Genomic DNA, 18,937 nt, shown 5'->3' on the forward strand with positions numbered 1-18,937 from the left:
GGGCCAATAAAGTATTGACCCGTATTCAACGTATTTAAAAATCGACTATCCCGGTCAATGGGGTGAGCTGCCACGCTAGAGCGTTTGCAGTAAGAGGTTCCATTTTAAGTCATCCCCTCAATATCTAGAGAATTAGGCCGGATTCCATAGGTTGGGCACGAGCGTATTGGCGTAGCCAGAGACAAATGATTTTTCTGCGCCGGTAACAGAATCAAAGACTGAGCGATGGATTCTGCCGATATTGCCGCCATATACATGAATGCTGATTGAAGTTTTATCACTCAAGTTGTTTTCAACTACATGAATGTCATGTGTACGGGGGGATACCGTATCGACATGACCTGGTGGGCAGATGCACGATGCACCAGTCTTAAAACCGCCTTCCGCTTGAGGGTAATAGGGCGTACCTTTCTCCTCGCCACGCAATTGACCAATCATTCCCCAGACAGTGTGATTATGGATAGGCGTTTTTTGTCCTGGACCCCACACGAAACTCACAATCGAGAAACGATCTAATGGGTCTGCATAGAGTAGATATTGCTGGTAGTACTGTGGGTGAGGTTTGGTAAATTCTTCGGGCAACCAGTCATCAACAGCAATAAGCGTTTCTAAAAGCTTTTTTCCTTTGGTAAAAATAATTTCTTCGCTAGGTTTTTCTTCTAGCAGCAGGCTGAGATCTTTTACGAAGTTCAGTAGTTTTCCATCAGACATCTTGCGCTCCTTTGGTAATATTACTCAGCAGGAAACAGCCACTCAGGCCATGCCTTAGGTTTGAGGGTGTTGGTGTCTACACAGACGATATGTAATGTAGCACTTGCGATAACTTGTAGCTCTTCGCTATCGGGAAGTTTTCGTTGTGCAGTTTGTTTAACCGTCACTTGGGTGCGGCCCCGGTGCTCAATGACTTGGTCGATATACAGAATGTCATCTAGTCGACCTGGTTTATAAAAATTCATGGTGAGCTCGCGAACCGGCATGACGATATTTAACTCGTTGATGAGTTTGGTAGGGCTCAAGCCTTTTTGAGCAAGCCACTCTGCGCGACTACGTTCAAAAATTTCAAGATACCGGCCGTGGTACACAAAGCCTGCTGCATCGGTATCGGAATAACAAACCCGATGAATGTAGGTAACAGATGAAGAGTCTGGATTGAGGGGGGTGGTCATAAATTATTGGATTTATTTTGGCAATATCAGAATCATATTACGATGCGGTATGCCAGCCTCATCATATGTTGGGCCCTCAACCTTAAACCCCAGTTTTTCATAAAAGGGTATAGCGGCTACCTGGGAGTGCAAGACCAATTTCTGTATCCCTTGTAACTTTGCCAAGTCGATTAGCCTGCCCAGAATCTGGGTTCCAACAGCTTGATTTCTAAATTGCGCCAGTACAGCCATTCTTCCAATTTGGGCTTGACCATCCCCCAGGACTACTAGCCTGCCGGTACCGATGAATTCCCCTTCTTGAAACGCCAATACATGAGTGGCAGATGGGTCAAGCTCATCAATTTCAAGTTCGAGCGGCACACCCTGTTCTTTGACGAACACCTCCCGGCGCACCAAAAAGGCGTCTATTTCAGCTTCTTTCCAGGATTTAGTCAGTATTTCCAAGTTATGTAGGGCCTGAATTGCTCATCGTCATTCAATTTACCAAAGAAGGGTTGCAATAGTTCGTCGGCGCACAAAAAGTGCCGTATTCCATGGTTACAATGAATTGTGGCTCCTTCTTGAGCCCATCTAAACCTTTTACTCAATTAGGAGTTATTTTGAAGAAATCATTATTAGCTGGTTTGTTTGCTGCAGTGGGTATTACGTGTGCAGCCTCTGTTTTTGCTCAAGCGCCTGCAAAAATGTTGCCATTAGCTGCTGAAGTTGCTGTACTCAGCGCAACAGTTGACTCAGTAGACGTTAAAAAACGTATCGTTGTATTGAAGGATGCAAACGGCAACTTGGCGCAAATGAATGTTTCTAAATCCATCAATGATTTGGATAAAGTTAAAAAGGGTGACGTGTTCTTGGTTGAGCATGCACAAGCGATTGCAGTTGGTTTGACTGCAGTTGGCAAAGATCAAAAACCTGGCGTATCTGGTGTTCGCTCTGTAGTAGTTTCTGGCAAAGGTTCTGCTAAGCCATTTGAAGAAACAACTGATACTGTTTATGCAACCGTTAAGATTTCAACAATCGACCAAAAAACACGTATTGTGACTTTCACAATGCCAAGCGGCGAGAAGCAAAAAGTTAAAGTTGATCCAGCGGTTCTCGGTCTTGAGAAATTCAAAGCTGGTGATGACGTGATGGTTGAGTTCGTTGACGATACAGCCATCGGCTTCGTAACTCCTAAGAAGTAAGCATTAGATAAGTAGCAAGCATGCCGGCTAGTTCGGCAGATGTAAAAAGCCCGCAATAGCGGGCTTTTTTGCTCTCATGGGCAATGATTATTTTTTGGCATTCGGAAAGAAGAGTTGTTCGCCATCAATCTTGTAGCTAGCAATAACGTCCTGTCCATTTTTGGAGATGAGCCAATCAATAAAGGCTTGGCCTTCTGCTTTTTTCACATGCGGGTATTTCGCTGGGTTCACCAGCATGACACCGTACTGATTAAAGAGTTTTGGATCGCCTTGAACTAGGATAGTTAAGTCACCACGGTTTTTGAAGCTGATCCACGTGCCACGGTCTGCAAGTATGTAGCCATTCATTGCAGATGCAGTGTTGAGGGCAGGGCCCATGCCTGAGCCAGTTTCTTTATACCAAGCTTGGCTCGGTGATACTGAAACGCCTGCACCTTTCCAGTAGCGAAGTTCTGCTGCATGGGTACCGCTCTTATCGCCGCGGGATACGAAGGGCGCTTGAGCTGCTGCAACCTTTTGAAGTGCCGCTTGAATATCTTTGCTGCCACCAATTTTTGCAGGGTCTGATTTTGGTCCAATGAGAACGAAGTCGTTGTACATTACTTCGTAGCGTTTAGTGGAGTAGCCTTCTTCCACAAACTTTTCTTCCGCAGGCTTGTCATGAACAAATACAACATCTGCATCGCCACGGCGACCAATATCTAATGCTTGGCCCGTGCCAACTGCCACTACTTTGACTTCAATGCCAGTTTTCATCTTGAAGATTGGAAGAATGAAGTTAAATAATCCAGATTGTTCAGTAGATGTGGTCGAGGAAACTACGATGCTTTTGCTCTGTGCATAAGCCTGATGACCAGAGATTGAGAGAGCCAGGATGGCACTCATTACTAAGTTGCTAAATAGTTTTTTCATGGCAAACAATAAAAGGGTTGATTAAGTGGTTATCATCGCATACATTATTACTACATGAATATGCAAAAAATTACATATGCAAATTGAGGTCAGACCAACATTGATTGTTAATAACCCCAAGGAGGGCAAGGGATCTATTGACCTTGCTTGGCTGGTTGAGCTTCTCAAAGAGATTGGGAGCGGGAGCTCCTTGGTTGTTGCCAGTAAAAAATCTGGCACCTCTTATAGGGGCGCCTGGGGAAAGCTGAATGAAGCCGAAGCTGCACTTGGAATGAGCTTGATTGTGCGCACCAAAGGCCACGGTTCGGTACTAACGGAATTTGGGAAATTCTTAATTCAGTACATTGATGATATGCAAGCGGGATTCTCGCAATACGGCAGCACTTATCAAGATAACTTGATAAAAGAAATTCAGAAGATCCAGAAATCAGAAAGTGTGAGGTGGAAGTTCCTCTCTAGCAGTGATTCCATTATTCAAAAGGTTGCGGCTGAGCTTAGGGGCTTTGATTTAAAGATTGCCGGTTCAGGCGAGTCGCTTGAAAAGCTTTTAAATAAAGAAGCACATATTGCTGGATACCATGTTTCCAATGAGCAAAGCTCTAAAGCGATTCATCGCCGCCTTTCTAAAAGCGATATTCAGATCTACCCAGTAATGAAGCGAACCCAAGGTTTGATTGTGAAAAAAGGGAATCCTTTGCACATTAAATCTCTGGACGATTTACTTAATCCAAAGATCCGCTTTATCAATCGTCAGATAGGTTCGGGTACCAGGCTCTTGTTAGATACGCTATTGTTAGAAGAGGGAATCGAAGCCTCAGAGATTAATGGCTACCTGCAAGAAGAGTTTACGCACTCAGCTGTTGCTAATGCCATCTTGGCTGGCAAGGCCGATGTTGGTATAGGCGTTAAAAATATCGCCTTGGAAAACGGTTTGGGGTTTATTCCTCTAAAGGATGAAATCTTCTTCCTTGCTATGCATAAAGATATGGTGGCACAAGCTGAGGCCTCCAAGCTGATTCGTAAAATCCGTAGCTATTCTGGTGAGACACCTGGATATAAGGCGGTTGGCTTAAATCGACAGATTGAGAATTGGCTGTAATTCAAAAGCCCGTAGTTTTGTTGCATTCAATCCAATAGAATGGTTGGCATGCTGTCTCGCCTGCACCTTTTCCTGATCGCAATACTCTGTAGTGCAAATCTAGCGTTTGCCCAGGGTGCAACTGTTGCCGTTGCTGCCAATATGAAAGATGCCTTTGGCGAGATTGCAACTGCCTTCAAGGTAACAGGCAAATCTGAGATGAGGGTGGTCTACGGATCATCCGGAAACTTCACCGCACAAATTATGAATGGCGCTCCATTTAATATATTCATTGCGGCTGATGAACATTTCCCTTTGGAGCTGTATAAAAAGGGCAAGGCTGTCAACGAAGGCGTAGTTTATGCAATAGGCAAACTGGCGCTAATAGCAAAAACATCTTCTGGTATTACGCTGATGGATAACAGGGCTGAAATTGCTAAAGCAATTGCAAGGGCCAATAAGATTGCCATTGCAAAACCAGATCTTGCTCCTTACGGCAAAGCGGCTGTGGAGTATCTCAAGGCAGAGGGCCTTTGGGATTTAGCTAAAGATAAGTTGGTATACGGAGATAACGTTGGTGCTGCAACAACCTATGTTGTTACTGGCGCTGCCGATCTGGGATTTACTGCCCTCTCATTGGCCAGGTCCCCCGAAGTTGCCAAAGAAGCCAGGTATGTAGAGCTATATAGCAAGCTATATGAGCCCATAAAGCAAAGAATGGTGCTAATTAAGGGCGCCCCTCAAGAGGCACAAGATTTATATCAATTTATGCAGGGTGCAAAAGCAAAAGCGATCTTGCAAAAATACGGCTACACCACGCCCTAGTTACTGAGCTGGCTTCATGTATTGAAGCATTTCCTGCAAGGCTTCTTGCGGAGATTTTTCTAACTGCTTTACTACTTCCTCATAATCTTGCGCTGGGCGATTTTGGCTGAGCTTAAATTTTCCAATCAAGCTCTTTACCTCTATCTCAATGCCAATAATTGCTTTAAGCATCATCTGCACATATTCCTCTGGTGCGTCGTCTAGCTTCCAGTTGGATTGATAGGTGGGCTCATGAATGTCAGTCATTTGCGCTACATGACTTCTGAGCCATGCCGGATCCTCAATCAGCTTGATTGATCCTTGCGCATGTACTACGGCGTAGTTCCATGTTGGCACTACTTTTCCAGACTCTTTTTTAGAAGGGTACCAAGCGGGTGTAACGTAGGCATTGGGGCCATTAAAGATTGCTGTAACTGCAGTATTTGAGCTGCCAGCGACTTTAGTTAATGGGTTGCTTCTCGCGATATGTCCATAGAGTTTGGTTTTATCCTCGCTCAACATTAATGGCAGATGATTAATCTCTAGCTGACCATCTAGATTGCCAATGATGGTGGCTAGTGGATATTCAGAAATTAATTGACCCAAAATTGCGGGATCTTCAACTAAAAAATGTTTAGGTAGGTACATGATGGCGCAGACAAAATAAGGTGATATTAGTATGCATTAATCCGCCATTTTTTGTTTTGGATCAAGCCCTCAAGCTTCCAAATAGCCCATCATGACGGGGTACGACTATATTCCTCATGAATGATATTCATTCTCATTTGGGGATATAATCCAATAAATACCAAGCCCATATCCAATTCATGAAATTAGACCAGGTTGATCTCGGCAGCCTTTATCGCGTTAGCGAAGTAAATGCTCCAAAAGGTGCCCCTCAAATTAAGGGGCAGCTGGAGGATATTGGCTTTTTGCCAGGCGAGCAGGTTGCTGTCCTGCGTAAGGGATTATTGGGCAAAGGTCCATACATGGTTCGTGTTGGCGCTTCAACTTTTGCTTTGCGCAAATCTGAGGCATGCATGATTTCTGTTGAAGCTTTGTCGCATGTCTGAATCTAAAGTCCATTTTTTCTCAAACGAGCCTATCGTTGCTTTATTGGGTAATCCCAATTGCGGAAAAACGGCCTTATTTAATTTGCTTACCGGCAGTCGTCAGAAGGTGGCCAACTATTCCGGTGTCACTGTCGAGAGAAAAGAAGGGCGCCTCGCTCTGGAGTCCGGAAAAAATATTCGCATTCTTGATTTACCTGGTGCCTATAGTCTTTATCCAAGATCACTCGATGAGCGTGTGACTTGCAATGTATTGCTAGGCAGAGCAGAGGGCGAGAAGCGTCCTGATTTGGTGATTTGTGTATTAAGCGCTATTAACTTACGTCGCAACTTACGTCTGGTATTGGCGGCTAAGCGCCTGGGTTTACCTTGTGTAGTGGTGTTGAATATGCTTGATATTTCCCAGCGCCAAGGCTTGCAGATCGATACTGCTGCCTTATCGAATGAGCTGGGCTTACCAGTGCTCACTAGCATTGGCATTCAAGCTAATGGTGCAGATGAGATTAAGAAGTTTCTATCAGGGCTATATTGGCGTAACTTACAGGGATTGCAGACCGGCACCAGTGATGCCACTTTGGAAAATGCAGCTTCGCATATTGCGCATACTGAATCTGATAACGTTCAAGTACAAAGAATTTTGCAAAACCTCAAACTGGATCGGATTATTCCTGATCAATTGAGTGATCGCTTAGATGCGGTGTTATTACATCCGGTCTTTGGCCCCATCATTTTGGTGGCTCTACTCTTTTGCATATTCCAGGCGGTATTTAGTTGGGCGACTGTACCCATGGATCTGATTAAGACTGCGGTTGAGTATCTGGGCGTGCAAATTGCCGAAGTCCTGCCAAATAATTGGCTGCGCAGTTTATTTATCAATGGGATTTTGGCGGGCTTAGGCGGTGTGGTTATTTTCCTGCCGCAAATCCTGATTCTGTTCTTCTTTATTTTGCTGCTAGAGGAATCTGGCTATCTTCCAAGGGCCGCCTATTTGCTCGATCGGGTGATGGGTTCTGTTGGCCTATCTGGCAGATCATTTATCCCGCTTTTATCTAGCTTTGCTTGCGCGATTCCAGGGATTATGGCGACCAGAAGCATTTCTAATGCGCGCGATCGCATGGTAACCATCTTGATTGCGCCGATGATGACTTGCTCTGCGCGTTTGCCTGTGTACGCCTTATTAATTTCTGCATTTATTCCAGAGCAAAAACTATGGGCTGGCATTGATTTGCAAGGCCTTGTACTGTTCTTGCTTTACCTAGCTGGAATCTTGGGCGCAATGGCGGTGGCGTGGATTCTTAAACGTTTTACTAGCGAGCAATTCAGAATGAATGCGCTCATGATGGAATTGCCTAGTTACCATATGCCACGTTTAGGAAATTTAGCTATTAGCCTGTGGCAGCGCGCTGAAATCTTCTTACGTCGCGTCGGCGGAATCATCCTGATCATGACGATTGCCTTGTGGGTGCTGTCTAGCTTTCCGTTCCCTCCGGAGGGTGCTACTGGCTCACCAATTCAATATAGTTTTGCAGGAATGATGGGGCAGGCCTTGGCACACATCTTTTCTCCGATTGGGTTTAATTGGCAAATTAGTATTGCCTTGGTACCTGGTATGGCTGCTCGCGAAGTGGTGGTGAGCTCATTGGCAACTGTCTATGCACTATCTAGTTCTAGTGTAGATGCTGCTGATGCACTTATTCCTCTGATTTCTAGTGGCTGGTCATTGGCAACAGCACTCTCTTTATTGGCGTGGTTTGTATTTGCGCCTCAGTGCCTATCTACCATTGCTGCAGTGAAGCGCGAAACTGGGGGCTGGAAAATCCCGATCATCATGCTTAGCTACTTATTTGGCTTGGCATATATTGCCTCCTTTATTACCTACAGGATCGCCATTTTCCTGGGTCTAGGTTAAATTCACTGGCGCCTGTATTTGCTGCAGCACCGCATAAAGGGGTGCGGTAGTATTCCTTTTGTAGTTAGAAAAATAGATAACAACAAAAGGAGATTTAGATGAGTTCTCGTCGCGAATTTATGAAGACCGCTTCAGCTGCTGGTGCTGGCTTAGTAGCTGCCACCACTATGGGTGTGATGAATGAGGCTTCTGCACATACCACTTCGGTTTGGGGTGGCGAAGTTTATACCGGCCCACGCGAGATGGTAAAAAATAGCAAAATCCTTTCGATTCAAAATGCAGATGGCACAGAAACCTTGGGTGTAGTTACATCAAAGGGTGTGATCGATGTCCGCGCTGTTGCTAAAAAAATGAAGATAGCAGCGCCGGTAACTTTGGATCAATTATTGCAAGAGGGTAATGCAGCAGGATTTAATAAGGCGGTAGCAAGTGCCGATAAGTCTGGCGTACCTTACTTGAAAGAATCCGATATTACTTTCGGACGTTTATTTAAAAACCCTGGAAAGATTGTTTGCGTAGGATTGAACTATCGTGCGCATGCTGATGAGGTAGGCATGGCTCACCCAAGAGTCCCGCCTTTGTTTAATAAATACAACAACAGTCTTACAGCTCATAACTGCTTATTACAAATTCCACCCCCATCTGTTTCTTATAAATTAGATTATGAGACTGAGCTATTAATCGTTGTGGGCAAGCAGATGCGTAATGTTCCCGAATCAGCGGCGCTAGATTATGTGGCCGGCTATTGCACATCCAACGATTTCTCATCACGTGACTTGCAATTGGAGTTGCCAAGCGGTCAGTGGATGATTGGAAAGACCTTGGATCAGTACGCACCAATTGGACCTTACTTCGTTACATCTGACTTAGTAGGAGACCCTAATAAGCTCCAAGTGAAAACATGGGTCAATGGTGAGCTCCGCCAGAACTCCAATACTGCAGACTTTATTCATAACACGCAAAAAATGCTGTCCTACATTAGTACTTACTGGACTTTAGAGCCAGGCGACATTGTCTTTACCGGTACTCCACAAGGTGTAATCGCCGGCATGCCAAAGGATAAGCAGGTCTGGCTGAAGAAGGGCGATAAGATTGTGAGCTCAGTAGAAAAACTTGGGGAATTGAAGTTCACACTGGCTTGATCAGTTCTGAGATTTTTTCAAACAGAAGGCCACCCTAGGGTGGCTTTTCTAATGGATCCATCTCCAGAGAGGAGTCAAATACGAAAGCCATTGAGAGCCAACGGCAATAATGAAGTGTGCCCGTCAAAAAATCCCAATCATTGTTAAACTCACGCATCATGCAGATGCAAGTCAAACCCTTAATCAAAGCTCTCGCCCAGGGATTACTAATGATGTCTATGGCTGTTCTGCCTTCCATCAGTAACGCCGTTTTGCAAGATGAAATCCAGGTTTATGACGATGAAATCAATGCCAAAGGTGAAGCTAGTGTTGAGCTGCATCTCAACAGCACGCCGCGAGGTATTCAAACACCTTCTTATCCAGGCGAAGTAATGAGCAACAATGGCGTTCGAGTAACACCAGAGTTTGCTTACGGACTTGGCCATGACCTAGAGGCAGGTTTGTATATCTCATACGTTAACTACGACAATAAGTTTCAGTACGCAGCGACTAAGGTGCGCATGAAGTGGTTGCCGATACGAGAAGATAAGGGTGATTCATTTTTTGCTGGTGCGAATCTTGAGTTAGCTAATGTTCAGCCGCAGTTTGATGAATCAAGATACAACAGTGAAATGCGCTTCATTATTGGTAAGCATTTTGATGATTGGCTATTTTCATTTAATCCAATAATAGACATGCCTCTTTCGCAGCCATATGTGCATCAATCGCCATATTTTTCTACTGCCACTCGCTTATCAAGGGAGTTAACCCCAGAGCTTGCGCTAGGGGTAGAGTATTACTCCAATTTAAATCAGATTAATCAGCCAATTAATTATCAAAATACCCAGCAAATGGGTTTTTTGATGATGTACTTCGACGGAAAGCCGCTTTCGTTTCAGGCTGGGATAGGAAAAGGCTTTTCTAATAGCACCGATTCATTGACGCTAAAAGCAATCTTTTCCATTCCACTCAATTAACTCACATCAGCCTTAATCCGGTTTGATATTGGCATCCTTAACCACCTTACCCCACATACTCAGTTCGCGGGAGATCCGTTTGCTAGAGTCTGCTGGAGATAGGTAATTCACATAAACACCCGCAGCTAACATGCGCTCCTGAACATCAGGGCGTTGCAAGATCAACTTGATATCAGCGCTCAACTTATCGATGATAGGTTTAGGTGTTCCTGCTGGCGCCAAAATACCAAACATACTTACTACATCAAAGTTCGGTAAGCCAGTAGCCTCGGTAACTGTAGGTACATCAGGTAACTGGCTAATACGTTTGGCAGTAGTCACTGCTAAAGGACGTAATTGGCCCGCTTGAATAAATTGCAAAGCTGCAGGCACAGTCTCAGACATAGTCAATACTTGGCCGCCAACCAAGTCGGTCATGGCAGGTCCGCTACCTTTGTATGGCACATGCAATAAATCTAATCCTAACTGGAATCTAAACATTTCCATTGCAAGACGCTGGGGCGCTCCAGCACCAGACGATGCGAAAGTGAGTTTTCCTGGATTGGCTTTTGCATAAGCAATGAACTCTTTCATATTCTTTGCAGGAACTGAAGGGTTCACCACAAATACGAGTGGTACCACGCCGACAACGTCAACGGGAGTGAAGTCTTTTTCGAGGTTGTACTTAATCTTGTCTTTATCAAGATTGGCATTAATAGCATGTGAGGTTAGGGCGCCCATTAATAAGGTGTAACCATCGGGTGTTGACTTGGCAACCATGTCAGCGCCAATGTTGCCGCTATCGCCTGCACGGTTATCTGGAATAACCTGTTGATTGAGTGTTTTCGAAAGTTCTTGAGCCATGATTCGACCAATCACATCGGTTGCGCCACCTGGTGGATAAGGGATGACCAATTTAATTGGCTTATCCGGATAATTTTTGATGGCAGCGTTGTTGGTCTGTGCAAGCAGTGGTCCGCTAGCCATGCTGGCGCATAGGAGTAGGCCGAAGCCTTTAGTTAGATTTAGTCTCATTTTGTATTTTTAGTATTAGGTTGTGATGCGAATTTCTATTATCTACAGAATTGAAATTTCTGCCCTGGATCAATGAATTGCCAGTTTCCCTAATTACAATGAGCCAATGACCCTAGAGCCCCACCAAATTGAAATCATTGGATATTGCGCTGCATTCTTAACGACTGTGGCATTTTTGCCTCAGGCAATCCAATCTTGGCGCACCAAAGATCTGTCTGGTATTTCCCTGGGGATGTACTCCTTATTTACGACTGGGGTCGGTTTATGGCTGGTCTACGGCCTCATTATTGAGAAGTGGCCCCTCATCTTGGCGAATGCGCTAACGTTTGCTCTGGCCCTCAGTATCTTGTTATTGAAATTGCGTCATACTTCTAAACATCAGAAATAAAACATCGATTTATCAAAATTCTTAGAAAGGTTTCTTATGAGCTCAGCTTTCGTCATTGATCCGCCAGCGGTTATTTCATTGCCAGTGACTGGAGACTCACGTCGCTTTGCAGTTAATCGCATTTACTGCGTTGGTCGAAACTATGCAGACCATGCGCGCGAAATGGGTCACGATCCAGATCGTGAGCCGCCTTTCTTTTTTATGAAGCCAGCAAACTCTATCGTGACTGATGGTAAGGACATGCATTTTCCTAGCCTGTCAAACGATGTCCACCATGAAATTGAGATGGTTGTCGCTATCGGTAAGGGCGGTGCAAATATTTCTGCAGATAAAGCCTTAGATCATGTCTATGGATACGGCGTTGGCTTGGATATGACAAGACGCGATCTTCAGGGCGAGGCCAAGAAGATGGGGCGCCCTTGGGATACAGGCAAAGCATTTGATCAATCTGCTCCGTGCGGAGAAATTACTCCGGCTAGCAAATGCGGCCATCCTGCCAAAGGTAGCGTAAAGCTCCTAGTGAATGGCGAAGTGCGCCAAGAAGGCGATCTGAATCAATTGATTTGGAATGTGCCTGACACCATTGCTTATCTTTCCACCTTGTTCACTTTAGAGCCAGGGGATTTAATTTTCTCTGGAACACCTGCTGGGGTTGGTCCGGTTAAGAAGGGTGACGTACTAGAGGGAAGCGTAGCAGGCCTTCCAAGCTTGAAGACAAAAATTATTTAATTGGATTGCTGAAATGATGATCTTGCTCAGAAGAATTTCTACAGCATGTGCAGCAGCTTTGTGTGCGGCCTCTCTAATATCCTGCGTGAGTTCTGAGCAAGCATCTTCAACGACACCTGCCAGCCTTTATGCTAATGCGGCACCATTAGATCTGCGGTTAAGTGCCTGGCCTTACCCATATCCCTTGAAGGAATTTAAAACCTCTTTGCAAGGACAGTCCGCAGCAATGGTCTATATGGATGTAGCGGCAGTAGGCAAGCAAAAGGGTGTGGTGCTGCTGTTTCATGGAAAAAACTTTTCTAGTGATTACTGGGCGCCCACAATTGCTGGTTTAACTCAAGCTGGTTATCGCGTTATTGCGCCAGACCAAATCGGTTTTGGAAAATCATCCAAACCAGACGTGACTTATCACTTTGATGATTTAGCAGCCAATACCAAGGCATTATTAGCCTCACTTAAAATTCAGAAGGTGTCAGTCATCGCTAATTCCATGGGCGGAATGGTTGGCGTGCGCTTCGCTCGTCTTTATCCGCAAACGGTACAAAAACTCGTTCTTGAGAATCCTCTTGGTCTTGAGGATTACTCAAAAGATATTCCTCCGCAGAAAAACGACGACCTACTTAAATTGGAGATGGCACAAACAGAAACAAGTTACCGCCGTTTCTTACAGAGTTACTTCCCAAACTGGCAACCCAGTTATGAAAAGTTTGTTGAGGTCTACGTGCGAGTGCAAAAAGGACCTGACTACCCAGCTTATGCCAAAACCTCAGTGCTGACTTATCAGATGATTGCGGAAAAACCGGTGGTAAATGATTTGCCGCAATTGAAGATGCCAGTGTTGTTAGTAATAGGGCAGAAAGATCGTACGGTGTTTGGTCGTCGCTTTGCGCCACCGGAGGCTGTTAAATCTCTGGGTAACTTTCCGGAGTTGGGTAAAAAAGCCCAAGCAGCAATTCCCAATGCTCAGCTGGTACCAATTGAAAACGTGGGTCACGTGCCTCACATAGAAGTACCTGATCTATTTGTTAAAACAGTGGTGCAGTTTTTAAATGCTAAACCCTAAAAGCTAATTACTTGCCATTCCATTTGGGTGTTCGACCTTCTAAGAAGGCGTTCACACCCTCTTTGAAGTCATTGCTGTTATAGGTCTCACGCATCAAGTCTGTGCAGTCGGGAAGATTGCTATTGAGAATGCGCGATAAAGCAATCTTGCTTGCTTTTTGAGTAATAGGCGCAAGTGCCGCCAATTTTTCCGCCAATGTATCGCCAGCTGCTGTGATATCTGTTGCTTCTACAGTTTGATATATAAATCCTGAGTCTAATAATTGCGGAGCTTTAATGAGCTCGGCTGTAAGCAGCATTTTTTTGACGGTAGGAATTCCTAGGTGAGCGCTAATCCAGGCAAGATTGCTAGGGGATAAACAATTTCCCAATGTTTTAGCGACCGGAATACCAAAGCGTGCCTCCGGGGTGGAGATACGAAAGTCGCAAGCAGTCGCCATCAATAATCCACTACCTACGGCCAGCCCTTCGATCAATGCAATCGTAGGCATCGGAAGCTCTTGCAGGGAGATAAAAATATGATCAACAGCCACTTCATAGGCCTCATCTTTTTTCAAGTCTACAAATTGTTGAATATCACTTCCTGAAACAAAGGCTTTATCGCCAGCCCCTCTAAATATGGCAACACGAACTTTTGGATTCTTTGCTAAGTCATCACAAATCGTTTTGAGCTCTTCGTACATTGGCCAGGTCATCGCATTTCTGGCTGCTGGATTATTAAATGTAATCCGCGCAATATGTCCGATGATTTCCAGGTTGAGGCAGGGTGGGTTAGCGCTTGTGGTCATAGGGCCATTCTAAACAAAAGGCCACGTCCACAGCACTGACTTAGGTAATTTTCTGTCATCAATAGAGTCCTGCGCTAGAATTCACTTATGTACATGTTCCTGCCTTTTCTCACAGCCTTTATCGGACTTATCTTGGTCTGGTTTGAGAAGCGTCTAGCAGGCGTAACAGTTTTGGCTATTACTGTTGCCATCTTGGCGGTTTGGTTCCGTTTTCATGCAACCAGCCACCTCAATATCAGCTTGTAATTTATTGTGAGCAAGCATTCCTTACCATCATTAGCATCGCTGGGTAATCAGCTTGCTTTACTCGCGGTTGTGGGAATGCTTTCATATGCATTCGTAGACCAACTCTATTTTGGCGAATTGCCTTGCCCATTGTGCTTGATGCAACGCGTTGGTTTTGTCATTATCGGTTTTGCTTTGGTGCTCAATATTCGTTGTGGCGAACATTACGCCCACTATGGTTGGGGCATTCTTGGCGGCTTAGTAGGGATGATGGTTTCTCTACGCCAAGTCTTTCTTCATATCCTTCCGGGTGACAAAGGATTTGGCGCAACTTTCTTAGAGCTGCATTTCTACACCTGGGCATTTGTAGGCTATATGGGCCTTTTAGCTGGGCAGGCTGTTCTTTTAATGTTGCCAAATCGTAATGTGCGTTCCCGTTCATGGTTTGCAAACACTTTAGTCATCCTCTTCATCTTGTTGGTGTTCGGCAACCTTGTTTCTACATTGCTTGAGTGTGGCATTGGTCCTTGCGCTGACGATCCAGTTAAATATGAGGGCTGGCTTTGGTTGCGCTCTCGTTTCGGATTCTAGGCCCCGCTCTAGCGGTCAGTCTTAGGTCATCAGCAATGCAATACACCCGAGTTTTGAAGGCTCTCTTCATTATTTTTATGCTCTCGCTGCATTCCTTGGGCGCTTATGCGCAAGGCGCTAATGCAAAAGGTGGCTGGCCAAAGCAAGCTATACGTATTGTGGTTACTTTTACGCCTGGTGGCGCCCCAGATATTTTGGCGCGTGTGCTAGCGGAGAGTTGGCAGCAAAGTTTAGGTGTGCCAGTGCTAGTGGAGAACCGCCCCGGTTATGGCGGCAATATTGGCGCCGATCTTGTTGCCAAGAGTGAGCCTGATGGCTATACATTACTCATTGGCACAGTCGGCATTCACGCGATTAATGGAGCGCTTTACGAGAAGATGTCTTTTGATCCGGTGAAGGATTTCACGCCCATTAGTTTTTTGGCTAGCACTCCTAATGTATTAATTGTGAACAAACAATTGGGTGTGAACAATTTGCATGAACTTATTGAGCTTGCTAAAGCCAGGCCCAATCAATTGACTTTCGGCTCTTCTGGCGTGGGTACTTCATTGCACATGTCAGGTGAATTATTTAAAGAAATGGCAGGAATACAAATACGTCATATTCCATATAAAGGCCGCGCTCAATCTTTGCCTGACCTAGTGAGTGGACGCATCTCCATGCTTTTTGATAATTTGTCCTCCTCTTTGCCTTTGATCAAAGCGGGCGAAGTGCATGCTTTAGGGGTAACCACCTTAAAGCGCTCGCCTGCTGCGCCAGAAATTCCGACGCTAGCTGAACAAGGTTTGCCTGGTTTTGAGGCTGTCTCCTGGTTTTCATTAATGGCTCCGGCGCGCTTGCCAGCAAATACCCAAAATCGCTTAAATCAACTGGTGCGACAAACATTAAGCAATCCAGATGTTAAAAATCGGCTTCTAGCGGGCGGCCTAGAGCCTGCACCCGGCAGCCCCAGGGAACTCTCCAGATTGATTGCTAGTGAGTCTAATAAGTGGGGTAGAGTGGTTATTCAGTCTGGTGCGAAACTAGATCAGTAAATAAGCTGTTTTCTTGTCAGCTTAGTCCTATTTAAGGCGTTATATACAGCATGGGTAGTACCTTTACTTTTGAATGCCTTCGGCTGGCTCAGTTGCTTAAATTTTCAGCATTACGCTCATTAAGGTTCGCGCCTGTCTTGGCGCTGACACTCTTGGTTGGTTGTGCGACACAAATGCAGCAAGTGAAGATGAATGACGCTAAAGAGCAATTTAAGAACGGCGATCTACAAAATACTGCCGCCGCTATCCAAACAGCATTTAAAGATAAAAACACGCTTTATTACCTCGAGTTGGGTGAAGTGCAAAGACTGCAGGGGCCTACGCAGATTCCTAATAGCACTCAAAGTTTGTTGGCGGCTGATCAATTGGTGAGTCGCTGGGAAATTACTACTGGCGACAAAGTGAGGCGTTCTTTTTCAGGGGCAAGTTCTTATGTGCTCTCTGAAGGCGTTAGTAGTGAGTACGATCCTAAGCCATATGAAGTGACTCTCTTAAGTCAAACGCTTGCACTTAATCATTTATCTCAGGGGCGGTGGGATGACGCTATGGTTGAGGCCAAAAAAATGGCGCAACGAGAAAAGCTCATTGAAGAGCTTATTCAAAGCAAAGTTGCTGCAGTTTCGAAAACAGAGCAAGAGCAGCAAAATAATCAAACAACGCGTGGCGCTACAAGTCGTATTCAGGAGATTAACGGCTACCCAATCAATCTGTTGGATGATGAAGAAACGCGCAGCCTGAAGAACTCCTATCAAAACCCAGCAGCCTATTATCTATCAGGCTTTATTCATGAGTCCCAGGGGGAGGCTAGTCTTGCTGCGCCGGGCTATCGCTTGGCTATTGAATTGCGCCCGCAGGTGAACTTCTTCAAAACTAGTATTGCTAAGCTTGACTCCAATATTGCGAACCAGAAAAAAAAGAGTTTTGCGGATACCTTGATCGTCATTGATACGGGCTACATGCCGAAAATTACGCCTTATCAAATCAGTCAAACATTTAATCTTGGTGGTAATTCAAAATTAGTCACCTTAACCTTTCCTGTAATTGAAAAGTCTACCGAGCGCTTTAAGCCAACCCTCGTTCAGTTGGGTGATCGAGTAGCTACCCCTGAGTTGGTTGCTAACATTGATGCTATGGCCAGAAAGAATTTGCATGATGAGATGCCTGGATATGTTTTGAGGGCCTCATCAAGAGCTTTGGTGTCGTTAGCTGCTCAATACGCAGCAGACCAGGCCACCCAACAAGCGTCTCGGAGAAATAACCAGAACAATCAAAATAATGGCACTGCCGCCATTGTCGGGGCAATTGCCGGAATGATTACCGGTTATGGTTTGCAGGCGATCAATGTAACTGATACCCGTCATTGGTCAACCTTACCTGCGCAAACGTACATGGCCAGAATGGGTTTGCCTATCGGCCCAACCGCACTCAAGTACACCTTGCCCTCAGGGGTGACGCTCAGCCAAACCGTCAACCTAGTCGGAGGCTATAACGTTGTTTATATACGTATGTTTAGAAATAGGGCAACCGTTCTCACATCAAATGACCCGGCAGCATTGCCTGCGAAGGTAGTTGCTACGCCTCCTCAAATTCCAAGCACTCAAGCGGTTCCTGCTGTTGTCGTGGCAGCCCCTGTGGCGGCAGCTCCATTGCCAGCGTCAGTTCAGCCAAAACCACCAGAAGGTGCATTTGAAGGTTTGAAAAAACTGTGGGGCGGACTTCAGGAGCCCAAGCCAGAAGAGGGGGCTGCTGCAGTAGCAACACCACCTCCCACCAATACGGCGACACCGTTAATGAGTCCTACAACAACCCCTGCTAGCAGTAATATTGAGGTGGTAAAGCCCTATGAGCCGCCCAATTTGCTGAATAGCTTTCAGCAGCTTTTTAATTAGAAAGACCGAGCATGAAAAAATATCTCCTCATCGCATTGGCAGCACTAACGCTGGCAGCGTGCAGCTCCACTCCTTCCATGAAGGATATGACTGTTCGTATGGGTGATACCGATAGTATTCAGGTGACTGATATGCGCAGCATTGAGCGTAACGGTGTTCTGACTGCTCAAGTCACCATTCAAAATGACAGTAAATCGAATTTAGTTTCTTATCGATTTAAGTGGCTCGGTAAAAATGGCATGTCTGTCACGGATGAAGAGGCCTGGAAGCCGGTGACCGTGGGCAAAGGGCAGTCGACCGTTATTATGGGCATTGCCCCAACCCCAGATGCCACTGACTTTCGTTTCGAATTAAATCAATATAAGTAATCCTAAGGTTAATCACGATGAACGCAACTAATAAAACTATTTATTTATCCACCCTCTTATTATCTGCTGCATTGCTTGCCGCCTGTTCTGGTCCACAAGTGCGCTATGGCGATGCCAAGTCTGTAGAGACCGTGAATGCTAACTATGGATCAACCGATCTGCAAATGATTGCCGAAGCTATGACTAGGTCATTACTGCAATCAAAAGCTATCTCTGGCAGTAAAGATGCACCAATTGTTACTTTGGCGGATGTGAAGAACAAAACTTCTGAATATATTGATACACGAGTCATCACCGATAAGATTCGCACCCAGCTCATGAAGAGTGGCCAGGTGCGTTTCGCAGTGAGCGTGTCTGAGATGCAAAATCAAACTGATGAGCTTAAACGTCAAAACCAATCCGGGCTTTATAAGAACAGTACGATTGCTAAAACAGGCAATATGCAAGGCGCCCAATATCGCATTGAAGGCTCTATCGCATCTATCGTGAAGACCAATAAAGATGTCAAAGATGTTTATTACGTCTTTAACTTAAATCTGATTAATAACGAATCTGGTTTGCTTGAATGGGCGGACGAGAAAGAGATTCGTAAGACTGCCACTCGCTAATTGGCGGCCAATACAATAAAAGA

At 45.2% G+C, this 18,937-nt stretch carries 23 protein-coding genes; 16 read left to right on the top strand and 7 right to left on the bottom strand.

From position 1 onward, the window contains the following. Positions 1-132: 132 nt before the first annotated feature. The 3 genes from C2745_RS03250 to C2745_RS03260 are packed head-to-tail and all read right to left on the bottom strand — an operon-like array spanning position 133 to position 1,547. Positions 133-711 (bottom strand): hypothetical protein, encoded by a 579-nt coding sequence (locus C2745_RS03250; RefSeq protein WP_215385029.1) that lies wholly within the window; start codon positions 709-711, stop codon positions 133-135. Positions 712-731: 20 nt separating this feature from the next. Next, positions 732-1,166 (bottom strand): YbgC/FadM family acyl-CoA thioesterase, encoded by a 435-nt coding sequence (locus tag C2745_RS03255; RefSeq protein WP_215385031.1) that lies wholly within the window; start codon positions 1,164-1,166, stop codon positions 732-734. A gap of 12 nt (positions 1,167-1,178) precedes the next feature. After that, the gene (locus C2745_RS03260; protein WP_251368382.1) at positions 1,179-1,547 is read right to left on the bottom strand and encodes a GNAT family N-acetyltransferase; all 369 of its coding nucleotides are present in this window, start codon (positions 1,545-1,547) and stop codon (positions 1,179-1,181) included. A 218-nt stretch (positions 1,548-1,765) separates the two neighbouring features. Here C2745_RS03260 and C2745_RS03265 point away from each other — a divergent pair, with 218 nt between their 5' ends. Further along, positions 1,766-2,347, top strand: a complete 582-nt coding sequence (locus C2745_RS03265; protein ID WP_251368383.1) for a hypothetical protein — start codon at positions 1,766-1,768, stop codon at positions 2,345-2,347. An 87-nt stretch (positions 2,348-2,434) separates the two neighbouring features. On the opposite strand, the gene C2745_RS03270 is transcribed toward C2745_RS03265, so the two are convergent. After that, complete coding sequence (locus tag C2745_RS03270) at positions 2,435-3,259, bottom strand: substrate-binding domain-containing protein (protein ID WP_215385033.1); 825 nt, start codon at positions 3,257-3,259, stop codon at positions 2,435-2,437. 76 nt (positions 3,260-3,335) lie between these two features. On the opposite strand from C2745_RS03270, the gene C2745_RS03275 reads away from it, so the two are divergent. Beyond that, positions 3,336-4,358, top strand: coding sequence for a substrate-binding domain-containing protein (locus C2745_RS03275; protein WP_215385035.1), 1,023 nt, complete (start codon positions 3,336-3,338; stop codon positions 4,356-4,358). Between the two features lie 48 nt (positions 4,359-4,406). Then, complete coding sequence (gene modA / locus C2745_RS03280; protein ID WP_251368384.1) at positions 4,407-5,162, top strand: molybdate ABC transporter substrate-binding protein; 756 nt, start codon at positions 4,407-4,409, stop codon at positions 5,160-5,162. Here the strand turns inward: modA and C2745_RS03285 are convergent, their stop codons facing one another. Next, the gene (locus C2745_RS03285; protein ID WP_215385037.1) at positions 5,163-5,789 is read right to left on the bottom strand and encodes an FMN-binding negative transcriptional regulator; all 627 of its coding nucleotides are present in this window, start codon (positions 5,787-5,789) and stop codon (positions 5,163-5,165) included. It abuts the gene before it with no gap. A 179-nt stretch (positions 5,790-5,968) separates the two neighbouring features. On the opposite strand from C2745_RS03285, the gene C2745_RS03290 reads away from it, so the two are divergent. The 4 genes from C2745_RS03290 to C2745_RS03305 all read left to right on the top strand — a co-directional run bounded on the left by C2745_RS03290 (position 5,969) and on the right by C2745_RS03305 (position 10,218). Further along, entirely contained in the window at positions 5,969-6,214 is a 246-nt protein-coding gene (locus tag C2745_RS03290; RefSeq protein WP_215385039.1) for a FeoA family protein, read from the top strand. Further along, complete coding sequence (locus C2745_RS03295) at positions 6,207-8,120, top strand: ferrous iron transporter B (RefSeq protein WP_215385040.1); 1,914 nt, start codon at positions 6,207-6,209, stop codon at positions 8,118-8,120. Before C2745_RS03290 ends, C2745_RS03295 begins: the two co-directional genes overlap by 8 nt. 98 nt (positions 8,121-8,218) lie before the next feature. Next, positions 8,219-9,262 (top strand): fumarylacetoacetate hydrolase family protein, encoded by a 1,044-nt coding sequence (locus C2745_RS03300; RefSeq protein WP_215385042.1) that lies wholly within the window; start codon positions 8,219-8,221, stop codon positions 9,260-9,262. A gap of 209 nt (positions 9,263-9,471) precedes the next feature. Further along, a complete protein-coding gene (locus C2745_RS03305; RefSeq protein ID WP_215385044.1) occupies positions 9,472-10,218 on the top strand; it encodes a transporter in 747 nt (248 codons plus the stop codon). A 12-nt stretch (positions 10,219-10,230) separates the two neighbouring features. Here C2745_RS03305 and C2745_RS03310 read toward each other — a convergent pair whose 3' ends face one another. Next, the gene (locus C2745_RS03310; RefSeq protein WP_215385046.1) at positions 10,231-11,232 is read right to left on the bottom strand and encodes a tripartite tricarboxylate transporter substrate binding protein; all 1,002 of its coding nucleotides are present in this window, start codon (positions 11,230-11,232) and stop codon (positions 10,231-10,233) included. A gap of 106 nt (positions 11,233-11,338) precedes the next feature. Here C2745_RS03310 and C2745_RS03315 point away from each other — a divergent pair, with 106 nt between their 5' ends. Genes C2745_RS03315 through C2745_RS03325 form a run of 3 tightly spaced genes read left to right on the top strand, consistent with a single transcriptional unit; the run spans position 11,339 to position 13,412 of the window. Next, the gene (locus C2745_RS03315) at positions 11,339-11,620 is read left to right on the top strand and encodes a SemiSWEET transporter (protein ID WP_215385048.1); all 282 of its coding nucleotides are present in this window, start codon (positions 11,339-11,341) and stop codon (positions 11,618-11,620) included. A gap of 36 nt (positions 11,621-11,656) precedes the next feature. Next, entirely contained in the window at positions 11,657-12,349 is a 693-nt protein-coding gene (locus C2745_RS03320; RefSeq protein WP_128113357.1) for a fumarylacetoacetate hydrolase family protein, read from the top strand. Between the two features lie 13 nt (positions 12,350-12,362). After that, the gene (locus C2745_RS03325) at positions 12,363-13,412 is read left to right on the top strand and encodes an alpha/beta fold hydrolase (RefSeq protein ID WP_251368385.1); all 1,050 of its coding nucleotides are present in this window, start codon (positions 12,363-12,365) and stop codon (positions 13,410-13,412) included. 7 nt (positions 13,413-13,419) lie between these two features. Here the strand turns inward: C2745_RS03325 and C2745_RS03330 are convergent, their stop codons facing one another. After that, positions 13,420-14,199 (bottom strand): enoyl-CoA hydratase/isomerase family protein, encoded by a 780-nt coding sequence (locus tag C2745_RS03330; protein ID WP_215385050.1) that lies wholly within the window; start codon positions 14,197-14,199, stop codon positions 13,420-13,422. Positions 14,200-14,286: 87 nt separating this feature from the next. Here C2745_RS03330 and C2745_RS03335 point away from each other — a divergent pair, with 87 nt between their 5' ends. The 6 genes from C2745_RS03335 (at position 14,287) to lpoB (ending at position 18,914) form a co-directional block, all read left to right on the top strand. Next, the gene (locus C2745_RS03335; RefSeq protein WP_215385052.1) at positions 14,287-14,445 is read left to right on the top strand and encodes a DUF5993 family protein; all 159 of its coding nucleotides are present in this window, start codon (positions 14,287-14,289) and stop codon (positions 14,443-14,445) included. A 6-nt stretch (positions 14,446-14,451) separates the two neighbouring features. Then, on the top strand, positions 14,452-15,015 hold the full coding sequence (locus tag C2745_RS03340; RefSeq protein ID WP_215385054.1) for a disulfide bond formation protein B: 564 nt from the start codon (positions 14,452-14,454) through the stop codon (positions 15,013-15,015). A 35-nt stretch (positions 15,016-15,050) separates the two neighbouring features. Then, entirely contained in the window at positions 15,051-16,049 is a 999-nt protein-coding gene (locus tag C2745_RS03345) for a tripartite tricarboxylate transporter substrate binding protein (RefSeq protein WP_251368386.1), read from the top strand. Positions 16,050-16,186: 137 nt separating this feature from the next. Next, positions 16,187-17,938, top strand: coding sequence for a COG3014 family protein (locus tag C2745_RS03350; RefSeq protein WP_251368387.1), 1,752 nt, complete (start codon positions 16,187-16,189; stop codon positions 17,936-17,938). A gap of 11 nt (positions 17,939-17,949) precedes the next feature. After that, entirely contained in the window at positions 17,950-18,306 is a 357-nt protein-coding gene (locus C2745_RS03355) for a YcfL family protein (protein WP_215385055.1), read from the top strand. 17 nt (positions 18,307-18,323) lie between these two features. Continuing rightward, entirely contained in the window at positions 18,324-18,914 is a 591-nt protein-coding gene (gene lpoB, locus C2745_RS03360) for a penicillin-binding protein activator LpoB (protein ID WP_215385057.1), read from the top strand. Positions 18,915-18,937: the final 23 nt, after the last annotated feature.

Origin of the sequence: Polynucleobacter sp. AP-Kolm-20A-A1 (assembly GCF_018688315.1) — a bacterium.
In the GTDB taxonomy this organism is placed as follows: Bacteria; Pseudomonadota; Gammaproteobacteria; order Burkholderiales; family Burkholderiaceae; genus Polynucleobacter.

What these genes read in the sequence shown, in the direction of transcription:
- C2745_RS03250 (WP_215385029.1), bottom strand. Translation starts at nt 711, where the DNA reads ATGTCTGATGGAAAACTACTGAACTTCGTAAAAGATCTCAGCCTGCTG.
- lpoB (WP_215385057.1), top strand. Translation starts at nt 18,324, where the DNA reads ATGAACGCAACTAATAAAACTATTTATTTATCCACCCTCTTATTATCT.
- C2745_RS03275 (WP_215385035.1), top strand. Translation starts at nt 3,336, where the DNA reads ATGCAAATTGAGGTCAGACCAACATTGATTGTTAATAACCCCAAGGAG.
- C2745_RS03330 (WP_215385050.1), bottom strand. Translation starts at nt 14,199, where the DNA reads ATGACCACAAGCGCTAACCCACCCTGCCTCAACCTGGAAATCATCGGA.
- C2745_RS03305 (WP_215385044.1), top strand. Translation starts at nt 9,472, where the DNA reads ATGATGTCTATGGCTGTTCTGCCTTCCATCAGTAACGCCGTTTTGCAA.
- C2745_RS03335 (WP_215385052.1), top strand. Translation starts at nt 14,287, where the DNA reads ATGTACATGTTCCTGCCTTTTCTCACAGCCTTTATCGGACTTATCTTG.
- C2745_RS03270 (WP_215385033.1), bottom strand. Translation starts at nt 3,259, where the DNA reads ATGAAAAAACTATTTAGCAACTTAGTAATGAGTGCCATCCTGGCTCTC.
- C2745_RS03355 (WP_215385055.1), top strand. Translation starts at nt 17,950, where the DNA reads ATGAAAAAATATCTCCTCATCGCATTGGCAGCACTAACGCTGGCAGCG.
- C2745_RS03320 (WP_128113357.1), top strand. Translation starts at nt 11,657, where the DNA reads ATGAGCTCAGCTTTCGTCATTGATCCGCCAGCGGTTATTTCATTGCCA.
- C2745_RS03285 (WP_215385037.1), bottom strand. Translation starts at nt 5,789, where the DNA reads ATGTACCTACCTAAACATTTTTTAGTTGAAGATCCCGCAATTTTGGGT.
- modA (WP_251368384.1), top strand. Translation starts at nt 4,407, where the DNA reads ATGCTGTCTCGCCTGCACCTTTTCCTGATCGCAATACTCTGTAGTGCA.
- C2745_RS03255 (WP_215385031.1), bottom strand. Translation starts at nt 1,166, where the DNA reads ATGACCACCCCCCTCAATCCAGACTCTTCATCTGTTACCTACATTCAT.
- C2745_RS03325 (WP_251368385.1), top strand. Translation starts at nt 12,363, where the DNA reads ATGATGATCTTGCTCAGAAGAATTTCTACAGCATGTGCAGCAGCTTTG.
- C2745_RS03300 (WP_215385042.1), top strand. Translation starts at nt 8,219, where the DNA reads ATGAGTTCTCGTCGCGAATTTATGAAGACCGCTTCAGCTGCTGGTGCT.
- C2745_RS03315 (WP_215385048.1), top strand. Translation starts at nt 11,339, where the DNA reads ATGACCCTAGAGCCCCACCAAATTGAAATCATTGGATATTGCGCTGCA.
- C2745_RS03290 (WP_215385039.1), top strand. Translation starts at nt 5,969, where the DNA reads ATGAAATTAGACCAGGTTGATCTCGGCAGCCTTTATCGCGTTAGCGAA.
- C2745_RS03345 (WP_251368386.1), top strand. Translation starts at nt 15,051, where the DNA reads ATGCAATACACCCGAGTTTTGAAGGCTCTCTTCATTATTTTTATGCTC.
- C2745_RS03310 (WP_215385046.1), bottom strand. Translation starts at nt 11,232, where the DNA reads ATGAGACTAAATCTAACTAAAGGCTTCGGCCTACTCCTATGCGCCAGC.
- C2745_RS03295 (WP_215385040.1), top strand. Translation starts at nt 6,207, where the DNA reads ATGTCTGAATCTAAAGTCCATTTTTTCTCAAACGAGCCTATCGTTGCT.